General features: G+C 57.7%; 10 protein-coding genes. 3 read left to right on the top strand and 7 right to left on the bottom strand.

Annotated features, from left to right (window positions below; all coding sequences use genetic code 11):
• Positions 1-738: 738 nt before the first annotated feature.
• Complete coding sequence (locus tag VEH04_14885; GenBank protein ID HYG24063.1) at positions 739-1,476, top strand: ComF family protein; 738 nt, start codon at positions 739-741, stop codon at positions 1,474-1,476.
• Positions 1,477-1,626: 150 nt separating this feature from the next.
• Positions 1,627-2,514, top strand: a complete 888-nt coding sequence (locus VEH04_14880; protein ID HYG24062.1) for an alpha/beta hydrolase — start codon at positions 1,627-1,629, stop codon at positions 2,512-2,514.
• A 56-nt stretch (positions 2,515-2,570) separates the two neighbouring features.
• On the opposite strand, the gene VEH04_14875 is transcribed toward VEH04_14880, so the two are convergent.
• The 7 genes from VEH04_14875 to VEH04_14845 form a co-directional block, all read right to left on the bottom strand.
• Entirely contained in the window at positions 2,571-7,214 is a 4,644-nt protein-coding gene (locus tag VEH04_14875) for a LamG-like jellyroll fold domain-containing protein (protein ID HYG24061.1), read from the bottom strand.
• Between the two features lie 474 nt (positions 7,215-7,688).
• Complete coding sequence (locus VEH04_14870; protein ID HYG24060.1) at positions 7,689-8,630, bottom strand: alpha/beta hydrolase; 942 nt, start codon at positions 8,628-8,630, stop codon at positions 7,689-7,691.
• Positions 8,627-9,169, bottom strand: coding sequence for an AraC family transcriptional regulator (locus tag VEH04_14865; GenBank protein HYG24059.1), 543 nt, complete (start codon positions 9,167-9,169; stop codon positions 8,627-8,629). Before VEH04_14865 ends, VEH04_14870 begins: the two co-directional genes overlap by 4 nt.
• A gap of 214 nt (positions 9,170-9,383) precedes the next feature.
• Positions 9,384-10,625, bottom strand: a complete 1,242-nt coding sequence (locus VEH04_14860; GenBank protein HYG24058.1) for a hypothetical protein — start codon at positions 10,623-10,625, stop codon at positions 9,384-9,386.
• A gap of 44 nt (positions 10,626-10,669) precedes the next feature.
• Positions 10,670-11,947, bottom strand: a complete 1,278-nt coding sequence (locus tag VEH04_14855; GenBank protein ID HYG24057.1) for a hypothetical protein — start codon at positions 11,945-11,947, stop codon at positions 10,670-10,672.
• 146 nt (positions 11,948-12,093) lie between these two features.
• Positions 12,094-12,702: a glycoside hydrolase family 11 protein gene (locus VEH04_14850; GenBank protein HYG24056.1), complete on the bottom strand. Its 609-nt coding sequence runs from the start codon at positions 12,700-12,702 to the stop codon at positions 12,094-12,096.
• Positions 12,703-13,396: 694 nt separating this feature from the next.
• Positions 13,397-14,113, bottom strand: coding sequence for a nuclease-related domain-containing protein (locus VEH04_14845; GenBank protein ID HYG24055.1), 717 nt, complete (start codon positions 14,111-14,113; stop codon positions 13,397-13,399).
• Positions 14,114-14,536: 423 nt separating this feature from the next.
• Between VEH04_14845 and VEH04_14840 the strand changes: the two genes are divergently transcribed.
• Positions 14,537-14,941 (top strand): TM2 domain-containing protein, encoded by a 405-nt coding sequence (locus tag VEH04_14840; protein ID HYG24054.1) that lies wholly within the window; start codon positions 14,537-14,539, stop codon positions 14,939-14,941.
• Positions 14,942-15,081 lie beyond the last annotated feature (140 nt).

Here is a 15,081-nt window from a genome sequence, read left to right as displayed (position 1 = left end):
CAGGGCTGGGAGCGAAAGTCTCTCCCGATTCGTCGAGCGACATGGGTGGGGTGATTCGTCTTCCCGGCCCGCGCGTGGCGCTTCTGTTGAAGAAAAAATCCATCTTGTTCACAACTCGGAAATTTCCGGCGCGAAAGTTGTTCACATCGGCTGCGGCAAGCTGATAAGGCTTCCTCGCCGATATTGAATAACTTTCGGAACAGCTATAAGGGGTTGGGGGAGAGGGTGCTCTGATTCATTCTCGATCATGGCGTTGTCTAGGTTCCCGCGCACCTCCTCTCCCCGGCCCTCTCCTCCGCTCGGAGCGGAAGAGAGGGAGTTCAATGCGGCTGCAAGGTAAGTATCAGAGCGCTCGTTTTCAGACTGATTTTCTCCCCTCGCCTGCGCGACGCAGAAGCGGGAGCGGGGCCGGGGGAGAGGGTGCTCTGATTCATTCTCGATCGCGGCGTTGTCTAGGTTCCAGCGCTCCTCCTCTCCCCGGCCCTCTCCTCCGCTCGGAGCGGAAGAGAGGGAGTTCGATGCGGCTGCGAGGGTAATTATCAGAGCGCTCGTCTTCAGACTGATTTTCTCCCCTCGCCTGCGACGCAGGAGCGGAAAGGGGCGGGGGAGAGGGTGCACCCACCCTCCCCGGCCTTCTCCTCAAACCTGCCCGCTGCTAAGCAGCGAAAGCAGCCCGTCTCGTCGCCCGGAACAATTTTATTCACAACCACCCATTCCGCTTCCTAATCTTCGCACGGGATGAAATGCGAATTGCTTCGAGGGATCTGCAATGCGGCGGTGGCGCTGGTTTTTCCCGAACTTTGCCAGGTTTGCGAACAGGAACGCGCAGGTGCTGCCGCGGGGTTCGTATGCAATCGATGCCGCGCCGGGGTGCGCTTCATCGGACCACCGTTTTGTGATCGCTGCGGCCTCCCATATCCCGGCGACATCACAACGGACTTCGAATGCGCAAATTGTCGCGACTTGAAACTGCATTTTCGCTTTGCGCGTTCCGCTGTCACGACCGGCGGTCCCGTTCTCGAATGCATCCGGCGTTATAAGTATCAGCGGGCGCTTTGGTTCGAACCGTTCCTGGGAGAACTGCTCGTAAGGCAGGCAGACCCAGAACTGGCAGGCGGGAGTTGGGATTGTCTCGTGCCAGTGCCACTGCACGCAACGCGCCAGCGCGAACGTGAATTCAATCAGGCTGAAAGGCTCGCACGCCGTTTGGGCGCGGCTACGAAACTGCCCGTCCGCACAGGACTCCTCGAACGCGTCCTCCCCACCTTCACCCAAACGAAACTTACGCGGGAGCAGCGGGCGGAGAATGTTAAGGGCGCTTTCATCATTCGCAAGGGCGTGCGGCTGAATCGTGAACGCATTGTTCTCATCGACGATGTCTTTACCACAGGGGCGACCACGAGCGCGTGCGCCGGGATCCTGCGCAAAGCCGGGGCGGCGGATGTGTGTGTCTGGACCGTCGCGCGCGGACTGTGACGACAGGGCGAAAAATGCAGGCATGTCGCACCTCGCCGTTAAGCATCCTTCAGAGACTACATTGCGTCGAGCGCACAGACCTTCGGCCTTTCCTTGCCAAACGGATGCCTGTTCGCTAGAACGCCGCAGTCCCCTGCTCCCAATTATCGTATGCGCATAAAACCTCCCCTCTTCCACTGGATCGCACTTGCCACTGTCTGCTGGACCATTGCGGTCCCTGCGTTTGCGTCCGAACCATCAGCAGAGATTTTTCTATGGCCCAATGGCGCGCCAGGTTCAGAAGGCAAACTCGAGGAAGTGACGGTTCGAGTCGTTGACAATGGCGAACGCGTTCTCTCAACCATCCACAAGCCCAGCATCACACCATATCTGCCTGAGTCTGGCAAAGCGACTGGATGCGCAGTGATCGTTGCACCGGGCGGTGGCCATCGCGAATTGTGGGCCGACCATGAAGGCCACTTTGTCGCGCGACGACTCAGCGAAGCCGGCATCGCCGCGTTCGTGCTCAAATACCGCCTCGCTCGCGAAACCAATTCGACGTACTCAGTCGATCAACACGCCCTTCGCGACATGCAGCGTGCCGTTCGTTACGTCCGCAGCCGCGCGTCCGACTGGCGAATCAACACGCGGTCTGTCGGGGTGATGGGCTTTTCCGCCGGAGGCGAAGTAGCGTTCCTCTCGGCACAATCCTTCGATGCCGGGAACCTGGACGCTGACGACCTGATCGACCGCGAGACGTGCCGTCCCGATTTTCAGGCGCTCATCTATCCCGGCCGCTTGCAACGGATGGAACCATCGACAAACTCTCCCGCCGCGTTCCTCGTATGCGGATACGATGATCGTCCCGACATTTCGGAGGGCCTTGCCACTATCTACCTGAAGTTCAAACAGGCGAAACGACCGGCTGAATTGCATATCTATAGTGGCGTGGGGCACGGCTTCGGGTTTCGGACGAACAACACACGGCCTGTGAACCAATGGGTCGATCGATTCCGCGAATGGCTCCAGGTTTGCAGCTTTCTCGAATCGGGAAAATGATTCCGGCTCGAACTGACGAAATGCAACGGTCCGCGTGACCTTCGCAAGTGAATGCGTTAGTTGCCGATGACCCGATAAAAAGTCGCGGCGTTCGTCGGAGTTATCATCAGGGACGTCTCTGCGGGAAACACCCCGATCGAAGTCCAGTTCGTGCCGTATAAATCTGTGTTTGCCTCGACGTGATACGGCGGCGTCCCGCCAGTCCAGGTCAGCAATAGATCGTTTTCTTCCTTCGAGAGGAAAACTTGCACAGGGGTCGACATCGGCCCCGACACGTAAACAGTCATCAGAGCGCTATCGGACAATCCGCTCGGATCCGTAACACTAACCACAACCGAGTTCGTTCCCATGTCGCCAGGCAAGGGAGTCCCGGACACCGTGCCATTCGCGGCAACTTCCACCCACGCCGAACCACTGAGCTTCTCAAAAGCGAAATCAAGATCGCCATTCAGATCCGTGACATTGGTGCTGATATCAGCCGCAAGCGATTGGCCGGCGAGGAGATCCGGCAGACGGAATGGATTCCGCGTGAACGTCGGGCTGGCGTTCACATGAATGGTCAATGTCGCCGTATTGGAAAGCCCGGCTGAATCCCGCGCGCTCACGACGAACACGTTCGTGTTTGCATTCTCGTTCGCAGGCGTGCCGGAAAGCGTGCCAGTCGTTCCGACAGCCAGCCACGCTGGGCCGCTGACTTTTGCAAACGTGAGGGGGTCGCCGTTGGGATCGGCTGCCTCGGTGTTGATGGTCGACACATAAGTCCGGCCCGCGCTGGCAGCAGGCCTGAGGATTAAATCGTTTGCGAACACGGGCGGGCGATTGGCCGCAGCATTGAAGTGATTGAGCACCTGTGCCGGCGAGAGCGCATAATTGTAAACAGCAACGTCCTGCATGTAGCCGGCAAACTGGTTGTTAAACGCGCCGCTTCCAGCCTGCCGGGCGCCAATGCTCATCCCGCTGGTGCTGCGCAGAAGGCCGCGATAGTTCTCCGTCGGGAAAGTGCTGCTGGCATTCGAGACCCCGTTAACATAGATCGCCACGTAACCCGCCGAACGATTCAGAACGCCCACCACGTGCTGCCATTGCGCGCCGTTGGGAACCACGCTGCTGCTGGCACCCACAACGTTGCCATCGTCCCGGCGCACGAAGAACCTGAATGCGCGGCCCGCGCCCCCGCAATCGAGATTGAACTGTTCCCCTCCTCCGCCCGTACCCTTGGTGACGAGGCCCGCGTCCGTCGACGGAACATTTCCCTTGACCCACGCTTCAACCGTCAGGCTCTGGTTTGGGGCGCTTCCGAAATCGATGGGAATGCCACCCGCATAACTGTTCTGCGAAGCCAGCAAACCGAAACGCGCCGAGGTATGTGTATCCACCCAATTGAATCCAGGCTGGCCGAGCAGCGTGTTGTTGTAGGTGCCGTTGTTGGTTCCCACACAATCCATCGCAACTGTCCCGCTCAGCTCGCTCAATCTCCAGTAACCGATTGGATTATCCGAAAGCACGAGCTGGCTGTAAGGGTAATTCGTTCGCGCTATCGTCAGCGCAACGGGACTGCTCGTGACACTGCCGAACGAATTGAACACGACCACCGTATAGGTTGCCGAGTGGTTCGTCTTCAGGTTCAACAACGAAAGGCTACTTGAAGACCCCGTGAGAACGGCGACTCCGTTGGACCGCCAGGTATAAAAAACAGGCGCTGCTGCATTGGCTGCGACGGAATAACTGATGCTCTCGCCGGCTGCCCGGGTCGAGTTTGCGGGCGCTGGCTGCCGGACGATTTGTGGAGCACGATACACAGTCAGTGTCGACACGGAACTGGTGGCGGAACCGCTGACGTTCGTGACGATGACGAAATAATTCCCTGCATTGCTGCTCTGGATCGAAGTGAGCGTAAGGCTGCTGTTGGTCGCGCCGGCAAGCGCAACCCCGCTTCCAGGATCTCCGAAATACCACTGGTAATCCAGCGGCGGCGCGCCCATGGCAGCGACACTGAACGTCGCCGCCGCGGACGGAATGCTGTTGGTGACAGAAATGGGATGGCTGGTGATGGCCGCCGCAGACGGCATCGCTATTCCACTGATCGCAAGCACGGCAGTGGAGCGACTCCCACCTACTGGGGGCCCCGTGAACGCAATGGAAGCGACGGTCTCGTTGATCCCAAGTGCAGCGAGATCGATGGTGGTGCTGTAGAGATTAGGGTTATCCCAGCCGGCGGATTCGGTTTCAAAGCTGGCACGACCGAGCCGCACGCGGCCAAAGCCTTCCACTGCGACATTGGTTGTCACGTTGTACCAGTCCTGTGCATTGAAACGAAATACCTGGCTTTGCTTCCCGTTGGAGAAGTTCAGGACAAAGGTTCCCGCACCTCCACCGTTTGCAGAAACGGCGAGAATCGAAAGACGGTTCAACGCCTGAGGTGTTTCAAGCACCAGGGTGCCGCTCGATGGATAGCTGTTGCCCATCATCAACGCGTTGGTCCCGCCATACTGGCCGAGCTGGAACAGCGAATTATCGGCCTGGCTGTATATCAACCCATCAGACGGTAATCCGTCCAGACCGCTGCCCGAACTGCTGATTTGCGCATTCGCATTCAGCCCCTCCTGATACAAGGCCCAGTTATTCGGAATGTCCAGCCCGGTGGCTTGCGGCGACGCAGTGGTCGCATGGTAGGGGACGATTATGCGCGCATTGCACCCGCTTGCCGCGATAGGATTTCCGGCGGTTGAATCAATGACCCTGACAACAACGCGGCGATTGGTTTCGGTCAATGTGGAGTTGTCATTGTTCACGATATCCACGAGCAATTCGAAACCGGCGAAGTAACGCGACGTCGTTGCCAGTTCCCGGTATTTCAGCAGCGAGTTGTTCGTCACCGTTAATACGCCGTCGTCGTTTATGGCGAACGTTCCTCCCTCATTTCCATGGACAATGGTGTAACTCAAATTCCCCGCCGCCGTGGGCGGCACTACACCCACAATCGCCGCATTCGGAACACTCTCCGCAACGGTAAATCGGGTTGGCTGCCGCGCGCCGGTCACAAACCCCACGATTGAATAGTACCCGAGGCTGCTGTAGGCCGAAAAACCATCCGTAACCGGATTGTTGCGTCCAGACCCGCTGACGTTGAACGTATACGATCCGGCGGCGAGTGTCGTATCAATCCTGGCCCAAAGTGTGCCCTGCGGATTATTGCTGGCAACCACGACTCCGGCGCTGTTCGCAATGGTGACAGACAAGGCGGCATTCGCCCACTCGCCAACCGGACGCGCTGTCAGCGAGACCTTCCCGCCGCTCGTGGTGAATTGAAAGGAATCCGTGTCGCCAGTTGCCTCGATCACGCCTTCGCCGGAAACTGAATCATCGGGATTTACTTCGAGATACCGGGCGGTTGCCAGCGTCTGGCCGGTGTCGTCGACCCGGTAATCGACACCGTTGTTATTGCTGACGATGATATGGAGCGCATTCTCCTTTTGGTCGGCCGCGGAGTATTCGCCCTTCGCCCACGTGGTCACGGTCTGATAGTATCCCACACCCATGATGGGAGCCCAACCGACGGCCCCGCTTCCGTGGCCGCCGTAGTATTCGTTCGTCGTCGTCGTGCCATTCCACTGGCCTTGATGCGAAAGTCCAAGCGTGTGACCGGCTTCGTGCGCGGCGACTTCGGCGGCGGATTTTCCGGATGTGTAAACCGACCAGCATGGCGTGTCGCCGCCCCAGTTCCATGATCCGTAGAACGCCACCCCCGCGGCGGTTACAGGCGTGTCCGTGAACGCCACGCGCTGGCGGCTGATTGCAGGCGCCTGGTTATAAACCTGGAAATCGGTGGTCACGTTGATGTTGAACGGCATGTAATCCTCAGCGATCCGTTTCCAAATATCGCGGATCTTGTGGTCAGTGATTCCGGCCGGTTTCGAGTAGTAAACGCCACCCCAGGTTGGTGTGTAACCGCCGGCGAAATCCAGCAACAGAACGCACGTCGCCCCGGGCAGGCTCTGCAACGAAACAATGTTGCTGTTGTAGCTGGGTGTGTAGGCGAACGCTTCGTCGGGCCGCAACGGCGCCGCTTCCGCGGGGTCGCCCGGCAGGCTGTTCATCGCGCGAGCTGTTGGTTGGGGCATCCCAACGCAAATCACTTCGTCGAGCCGCCGTTCCCACAATTCGGGGTCGCCATTCAAGCCCGTCGGCTCGATGCGGTACGCTTTGTCACTGCCATCGAATTGGACCACGCCGACGGCCTTGCCTGCCACGCCAAGTTCTGGCGGCGTCAGGAAAAAGAACTGGCCCTTTTCTGGCTGTGTCAATTCACCCGACAAATACGACAACTCTCCGTCGCGATGCTGCGTAATCGTCACCGTGCCTTTTGCACTGCGCCCGTCGGTGAGTTCAAATTCAATGGGATCGCCTGACGCCGCATCCTGATGGTGTTTAAGGAAATCGATATCCCAAGCGCGTTTGGAGCGGCCCGGCTCCTGGAGTGCGGCCGCATATGGATTGAGCGTCCCAAACTTCGAACCCGTCGCGGCGGATTGAACGAGCGAGATGCCTTCGGTGGCGTTGGTTGTTCCAGTTGCCAGGACCGGCACGTCGGCGGGCGAATTTGAGGATACCGTTTTCGGTTGCCGTTTGGCGCTGAATTGATTTACCGCAACTACAGCCAGCAGAACCGCCACAAGAACAAGAACCAATCGTCTCTTCATCCGTTATTTTCGTTTTGAACTATTTGCTATCGTGTCCATGAGACCACAATTGCAAACGCAAAGGAATCACGCAGTTGGCACGAAATGATCAAAGGAGTGTGTTTCGCGAACAGCAACGCGCGCAACCGGAACGTGTCAAACTGAATCCCCACGAGGCACGCACGAATTGAAGAGAGGAAGTTCAACCACCGAGATTCTCAAACCAAATGCTGAAATGCTGACAACTGAAACCCATACCGGACAGAACGACCAATCCCGCACGAATATCTGCGTCAGCCGGCATTGAGCTTTAAGCCGACTGCAAGTCGGCGCTCCGGAAATCGTGCACGCAAAACACCTCAGCCGCATCGCATTTCCAGCGCCCAGCCGAAAGGGAAGTCGGCGACCCAGGCCTGCGTCTTCGTCCTCCTGGTCAACATCGGGCACGAACCAGATGTTCCAGCTCGGACTGGAACGTGCGTCTGTGCCGCGGCTTTACGGCAGGTTTTTCTTCTCAACCTTCCAGCCTTCCATCCTCGCCACGCCGGACGGTTCACCTTCAAACATCTTTGCTGATTTTCGGTCGCCCTTGAGTTGCCACTGAAACCAGGCCGTCGCCACCTTCGCGAAATCTCCGCCGTGCGGCTGCGCGTACGTGCCGCCATGACCGACGTTCAGGTTAGCCGCAAACACAGGAACGTGATCGATCCGGCGAACGTCATCCATGCCATTGCTGTAGGCGATATCCCGCTCGCCACCCAAAATGTAAATCACCGGCGTATGGAGTTTGGAGAGATGCTCCTTCGCAAGGCGCGGCATGCCTCCCCTGCCCGCGCCAGGATTGCCAAGAATCCCGCTGTTGCAAACCATCACCGACTTCACGCGCGGATCCGGCGCCGTCTCCAATGCCTGCAATCCTCCGCACGACATGCCCGCAACTGCAATCCCGCCCACGTCGAGCTTGTTGAAATACTGGCTCGACCTGTTGGTGTTCTGCGCGATCGCCCAATCGATGGCGTCGGTCAGTAGCGGCGACTTCGTTGGACCGCCGGAACCACCGCGCTGCCCCTCAGCCGGCATCGGCCCGATCGCAATCACAAGGAATCCATGCGACGCCACTTCGGACAGAAAGTTCACATGTTCCCACGGAGAATTCGCGCAGGCGCCGTTGCCCCAGGCGATGATCGGAAGCCTCGTCTTCCTGCCGAACCCGCTGAGGTCCTTGGGGCGGAATACCGTGTGCGTGGGCAGCGTGCTGTCGGATGCCATCAATGCCGGATAAGCTCCGGTGCCGCCATCCTCCACTATGCGGCTCGCAACCTCGGTTGAAAGAGATTCAATCCGTGATCCCTCGCCTGGTGTGTGGCAACCGGGCAGCGCCAGCAATATCACAGCTGCGGCGATGCTCCTGAAACAGAACTTCGGATTCTTCATCATGCGCATCGTGGCACGCGTGCAGTGCCCCGCGCAAGAGTTCGCCGGCAGCTGCTGTCACTTGCCGCCAGCTCCATCATCGAAGCTGAGGGCGCACGCGACGATGGCTCCGAACCGAATTGATCCCGATACGCGCTGGGGGCGAGCCCCGTCATCCCTTTGAACGCCCGGGAGAAATAGAACTCGTCGTCGTAGCCGATCAGCCTTGCAACGTCCTTCACCTTCACGGACCGGTCGCGCAACAGTTCGCATGCGCGGCTCATCCGAAGCCGGATCAGGAAGTCCATCGGACTCTCGCCCGTAGCCGATTTGAACACGGAGAAAAAGTGCGACGTGGACACGCCCGCGATGGCGCTCAATTCCGAGGCACACAACGGCATGTGCAGGTGGGCGAGCATGTATTCGATGACCTTCGCTATGCGCGGCGTTCCACCCGAGGCTTCGGCAATGAACGCCTTCCGGCTGCGATGGCGGGCGGTGTCTAAGGCGAACGACGGCAAGTGTGGGGTTTCAATCGAAGGTGGGACAGGCAGCGCTTGCATGTGAAAGGCGATGTTTCGTTTTGGCTTCAATGATTGGCAACACTTCTGGTGTATTTTGCCCGCCTCGCCAATACGACGTATGACGGATTGGCGGCGTTCGGACTTGAGCGGTCCTCGCCGTTAAACCTGCGAGCATCGTTGCACCCGCGAACAGATCGTTCAGTGCACGGGCCGAGGCGGGCGTGAAAGAGGCTTGCCTGGTCACGTGATTGAGTTACTGCGATGGCTTCACATGCGCGCTTAAATCGCGCGATCCTAACTGAAACACGCCGTTGCGCGCCATGCGGTCGAACCTGTCCTTCCCGAGATGATCCTGCAGAGCCTGCTCAGTCTCCCTCGCGAATTGCTCAAGGTTTTTGCTCACTGCATTCCAGTCCACCGGTCTCCCATCAGCTTCAAGGGCGCGAGCCTGCGCCTGATAATCCTCAGCCGTCCGCTCGTAATACTTCATCGTGCCGTAAACCGAATTGATGCTGCTGTCGTCGAGCTCCCAGAGTGCTTGATGTTTCTTCATCTGGTTGTAGCTGGCGTCCTGCTGCTTGTTTAGCGTCTCGAAGACTGTATCACCGAGAACGCGCCTATACTCCTCTTCGCGCGCAGCGTCCAGCGCCTTGATTTGAGCTGCGTAAGCCGTCTGCGATTCGCCGCCTTGAAATTGCTTGTCGAGCGCAGCTCTCTGCTCGTTCCAGGACTTCTGCGAATTCAGGAGCGCCTGAAACTGGGAATCACTGGAGTTCACCTGCGCCAGATTCTGCCACAATGTGGCCGCTTCCAATTCGTCCAGTCCCTGTGATTTCGCATAGCGCGCTTCGCCGAGAAGCCCCTTGAGTTGCAGTTCGTACTCGGACGCCGCCCGCGCGAAGGCATCCGCGGCATCGGCATCGTCGATGTCGCCCTTCACAACGGCTTTCTTGAGTTCCAGCTCCCGTTTCTGCAGTTGCTTCCACAAGCCGTAGGTTCTTTCCGCCTCCGCAGTCGATAAAGGAATGCGACCCCTGTTCGCTTCACGCTGCATATTTTCATGGTCCCATTGCAGGAATCCCTCCTCGCCCAGTGCAGCACGCATTTCAGAATCGAGGCTCGACGCGTTCTCCAGTTTCAACGCCGCCATTGTATCGGGATCTCCGTGAGTTTGCAGCGACACCTCGCCGCCGCGCTTGTTCCAGGCCCAATCCAAGTCGTCCAGAACGATCCGTCCAAGAACCCTGTTCGGAACACCCATCAACCGCAATTGATCCACGACCCATCGGCGCTGGTCTGATGCTGACGCTGCGTCAGGAAAGCGTGCCGCTGCTGGCTTGGTGGCGCGCGGCCGTGGTGCGGGGATCATCTCTTCAACGGGCGCAGTTTCTGCCACGGGCATAACTTCAGGCCTGCGCAGAAAGAGAAGGGCTGCGGCCATAAAGAGCAGGACGTTCAAAACAATAGAGGTCCGATAAAATGTTGTTCGGCTCATAAATGAAATCACAGGTTATCTTTCAACATTGGGATGGGACTGTCTCAGGGTGCCTGGGGAGAACCATGCTGCAGCGGGCTCGAAGCCAGGGAAGCCCAGCGCAGCACGCGGTTGCGCTGCAACTTGCTGAAACTTTCCTGGCCCAACCGTTCCTGTAACGCGCGCTGGGCTGCCTCAGCGGATGCTTGCAGATTCCTGGTTACGGAATCCCAGTCCACATTCTCCCCCTTTGCCTGCCGGGCGAGGACCTCCGCCTGGTAGCTTTCAACGCCCTTGTGATAGTCGCCCATTGTATCGTAGATGAAATCAAGATCGCGCTCGTCGAGCCCCCATGCGCCTTGAAACTTTTTCATGCGCACGTACGCCGGGTCCTCGGATTTGCGAAGGGCGTCGAACGCGGCCTCCCCCAGAACTGTCTGGAATTCTGCATCGCGAAGCGCGTCCAGCGCCCGCAGTTTCTCCCCGTACTCAGGTGAAAACGTGTTGCCCTGGAACTGTTCCTCAATCTCCATTCGCGCCTTGTTCCATTCAGTTTCCACTTTGAACAACGCGTCAAATTGGGCATCGGTCGGGTTCGCCTTCGCGAGTTGATGACGGAAACTGTCTTTGACGAAGGTCTCGTCCATCTGCTGCGATTTTGCGTACCGTTCAGTGCCGAGGACGTCCTTCATCGTGCCATGAAATTCCGCATAAGCGGTGTCGATTGCCTCCGTGATCTGCGCGTCGTCCATGGAGCCGTTCAACCTTGCCTTGTCGAGTTCAAGCAGGCGTTGTTGAAGCTTCTTCTTGGAACTGTAAAGCGCGCCAGCCTCAGCTTGATTTACATCGACCTTGGTGCTCATTGCTTCCCAGAGCATGTAGTTCCGGTCCCATTGCCTGAAGCCCTCCTCGCCGAGGGCTGCGCGCATTTCGGCATCCTTGCTCAAATTCATGTCCAACTGGACTGCAGCCAGTTTTTCCATGTCGCCGCTGCACGCCGCGAATTGGCGTTCCCATTCCATTTCGAAATCCACGCGGGCGACCCGTCCCAGAAGCTCGTTGGGCGCACCCATCGCTCGCAGCTGGTCAATGATCAGGCGGCGCCGTTCGCTTGGGGATGCAATGGCTGCGTAGTCGGGCAAACTCCGCTCGGCAACCGGTTCAAACGTCCCCTCGTCCTCCACCTCCGTGTGTGCCATAACGGTGTGAAATTCCGCAAAACCTCCATCGTCGGAGTAAATTGCAGGCTCCGAAACCCTCCGCTGCATTACGAGTGAAACGACGGTAATGCCAAGAAAGATGTTCAACAGCAAGGATGTATTGCGACGAAACTCGTTGTTCATACCGGACTGGATACTGGGTTAAGCCCGTGCTGGGTGATCAACGCTCCTCCGGGCAGTTAGGATGCTGGTGAGGGAGGAGGCCGGCAGGTTCCGGCCTGCCGGCCTTTGTGGTTGTTGTTGTGGTTGGATCAGGTGTGGCGAGGCAGTTACCAGACCGTGCAGTTAACCACGCCAGGGCCGCCGAACGCCTCGCTGGCCATGACCGTTTCCCGCACGGTTCCCCAGCTCCAGCCAAGCGATGTCCACTTGTTCTTGTGGTTGGCCATCGTGATCGTGTAGTTCACTCCAATGGAACGGTTTGCAGTCCGATCGTTCTTGTACTGCTGAAACGTGCTGCTGACGATCTGACGATACACCGTATAAGTGCCGCCGTCGCTGTTGATGGTGCCGAAGGATGTTCCGGAATTGTTTCCGAAGTCAGTGATGTACCACTCCCGCGTGTTGTAGGGAGCCCATCCATAGAGGGCCAGGAGATGCCAGTTGCCGCTCAACTGGCCGCAGTTGTATCCGACATTTCGCACGGAACCTGGCCACCAGCCCTTGCCTGTAAGCGCGTCGGTAATGCCTGCAGTCCATGTGCCGCGCCAGTTGCCGCCCGAGCCGGTGAGCGAAGCCGATCCGCTGCCGGTGTAATAAGTAAACCAATAGATGCTTCCATGATACCCGCTTGAGCCCGCTGCGTTGGATTGATGGGTGCTCATAAGGAGCGCGGATGCCACCAGCAGCACTTTACCGAACAGTTGTGTTTTGTTCATTGGGATCTCCTTCCGGAGTTTCGGTTGTTGGTTGGTTTCACGGAATTGCGAAGTGACGCACGACATATGCGCCGGTCCTCACGGCTCCGTGTTGAATGGATTGGACGGGCAATTGATAGACTACGAGACGCTCGGATTACAATGAGTGCATTTACTCCGGGGCGGCGTGTGCAGACAAAGATAACCTCACACGGCGTTCGCGAAGGCCGCAAAGAAGGAGGTGAGGAAGCTCGTAGCAGGTTTCCAAAACCTGCTGTATCGCCGTGCTTCTAATTCGGCTTGGCTGTCCCTTCACCGAAACCGAATGGGACCTAATGAAAGTGGTCTGGTCGCGGCATCCCATCTCAGCCAAGGAGATCATTGAGGCATTGCCGAAGGACGAAGGGCATCCCAAAACCTTCAAAACTCTTTTGAACCGGCTGGTCAAGAAACGGGCGCTCCGGTTCCAGAAGAACGGACGGGCTTATCTCTATACCCCACGCGTGCCGCGGTGCAGGTGCGCCCTCAAAAACCTGCGACGCAAAAAGGCGCTCTTCCGAACCCGACAAACTAAGGCCACCAAGGACGAGGGCATTAAACAGGAGGACGCGGAGATAGCAGAGAGCCGAAGCCGCGCGTTCTCCTCATTCGGAAGCGTTCACCAGTTTCTCCCGCGATGACGCGGGCTGGCCCAACGACTGAAGATTGCAGGAAATCAACTGCGGGATACCGTCAGAATTGTCCGGACCGTCTCGCGCTGGGACCACAAATTCCTGGCGGTCGTTTCAACTTTAGTTTGGCGACTCATCCAACGTTCCAAAAAGTTGAGATGGATGATGCTGATTCCCCGCAACTCGCCACGAACGCTAACGTATGCATTCGGGAACACGATGGCAGCGTTGATCCACGGTTCAATGCCAGTCTGGGATTTGAGGAAGTCTCGAAGCCAATAAATGTTTCTAAGCGTTTGGTTCACGAACTGATGCGCGCGACGATGATTGATCGTGCCCGCGTGGGCCTTCGTCTCAATCAGGAAGACCGCGCCATCTTTTCGGACAACGACGTGATCGATGTTCCCAAAATAGGCAATCACATCGTGGATCACCAGGTACCCGGCTGGTGGGAGCCGATTCAATACATCGCCCACGCTCTCCTCCGCTTCGGCGCCGCGCTGCGCATGCCCTTCGCGTCGGATGATGAAATCCGCCCAGCCAATAAAGAAATGGTCAATGACCCAAAATAAGGCGAGGGAGAAGAGGAACCAGATCGTGACCGGCATCACAAAGTAGGTTGGAACCACGAGCCCAAGCATCACGAATCCGAGGATGCAAATCTTGCGGCGGATCCCGCGCCGCCGCTCCACCAACCTCCGCGTGCTTTGCCCTGCGATACTCACACCATCGGTACCGCACACCCTGTGCCATGCTTCCATGTCACAACCGAAGGCCAACGAGCCGCGCCTGAAACGCTCAGATCAGAACATCTCACCTGTTCTTCGGCATATACCGAAACGAGACCGACAGGGCAGTCCGGTTCCGTTCGTTTATTTGGGTCCCGGAAGACGTGTGAGTCACGAAGATGAATGCCCGATTAAAATGGTCTGGGAACTCCAACATCCTATGCCGGCCGAAATGTTCGAAGAAAACCGACGGGGAGGTTGACCTCGTCTTGTTGTCCCCCGTGGAAGCCAGGCAATCGGCGTATTCAGCGTCTCCAGCTTTTATTTCAAACGGCTGTCGTCGTGGCGGCATCAGACCGGATCAGGGCGTCAAAACTCCGAATCATCCTGCCGGGTTTTACAAATCCACCGGCGCCGTGTAGTTGCTGTTCTGGGGCTGGGGCGTAGGTTCGCCGCGTGAATCAACAACGACAAACGCATAGCACGGTGATTGGATACGTTCTCTGGATCTTCGGATTCACCGGTGCCCACCGATTCTATTTCGGAAAACCAGTCACAGGTACGATCTGGTTTTTCACCGCAGGCTTGTTCCTGATCGGATGGTTCATAGACCTGTTCTTAATTCCATCCATGGACCGACAGGCCGAACGGCGATATGTCGCCGGCGATGTCGATTATTCCGTCGCCTGGATTCTCCTCACGTTCCTGGGCGTGTTCGGCATTCACCGCTTTTACATGCACAAATGGGGAACCGGCATCCTCTATCTCCTCACGCTCGGATTACTCGGCATCGGCGTGATCTACGACTTCTGGACTCTCAATTCCCAGATCAGTGAAGTCAATGTGGGAAGGAAAAGTTGAGAGTTGAGGTTGAGCGGTTCACATTTTCGATGGAGCAGCCGAGCTTGAGAGCCGCACGACATCTGCGCGATTTTCAGCAAGCCGTGGAAATGATAATCCTGGCGTTCGCGCTCGCTCAAGGGGGCGTAAAAGCCGCGCTC

Source organism: Verrucomicrobiia bacterium (assembly GCA_035629175.1).
Lineage (GTDB): Bacteria > Verrucomicrobiota > Verrucomicrobiia > Limisphaerales > DASXHY01 > DASXHY01.
This window is presented reverse-complemented; position numbering and strand designations above follow the sequence as displayed.

Bases quoted from the DNA above. Each gene is read 5' to 3' on its own strand.
- VEH04_14860 (HYG24058.1), bottom strand. From the start codon at position 10,625: ATGAGCCGAACAACATTTTATCGGACCTCTATTGTTTTGAACGTCCTG.
- VEH04_14875 (HYG24061.1), bottom strand. From the start codon at position 7,214: ATGAAGAGACGATTGGTTCTTGTTCTTGTGGCGGTTCTGCTGGCTGTA.
- VEH04_14855 (HYG24057.1), bottom strand. From the start codon at position 11,947: ATGAACAACGAGTTTCGTCGCAATACATCCTTGCTGTTGAACATCTTT.
- VEH04_14865 (HYG24059.1), bottom strand. From the start codon at position 9,169: ATGCAAGCGCTGCCTGTCCCACCTTCGATTGAAACCCCACACTTGCCG.
- VEH04_14850 (HYG24056.1), bottom strand. From the start codon at position 12,702: ATGAACAAAACACAACTGTTCGGTAAAGTGCTGCTGGTGGCATCCGCG.
- VEH04_14880 (HYG24062.1), top strand. From the start codon at position 1,627: ATGCGCATAAAACCTCCCCTCTTCCACTGGATCGCACTTGCCACTGTC.
- VEH04_14870 (HYG24060.1), bottom strand. From the start codon at position 8,630: ATGATGAAGAATCCGAAGTTCTGTTTCAGGAGCATCGCCGCAGCTGTG.
- VEH04_14845 (HYG24055.1), bottom strand. From the start codon at position 14,113: ATGGAAGCATGGCACAGGGTGTGCGGTACCGATGGTGTGAGTATCGCA.
- VEH04_14885 (HYG24063.1), top strand. From the start codon at position 739: ATGAAATGCGAATTGCTTCGAGGGATCTGCAATGCGGCGGTGGCGCTG.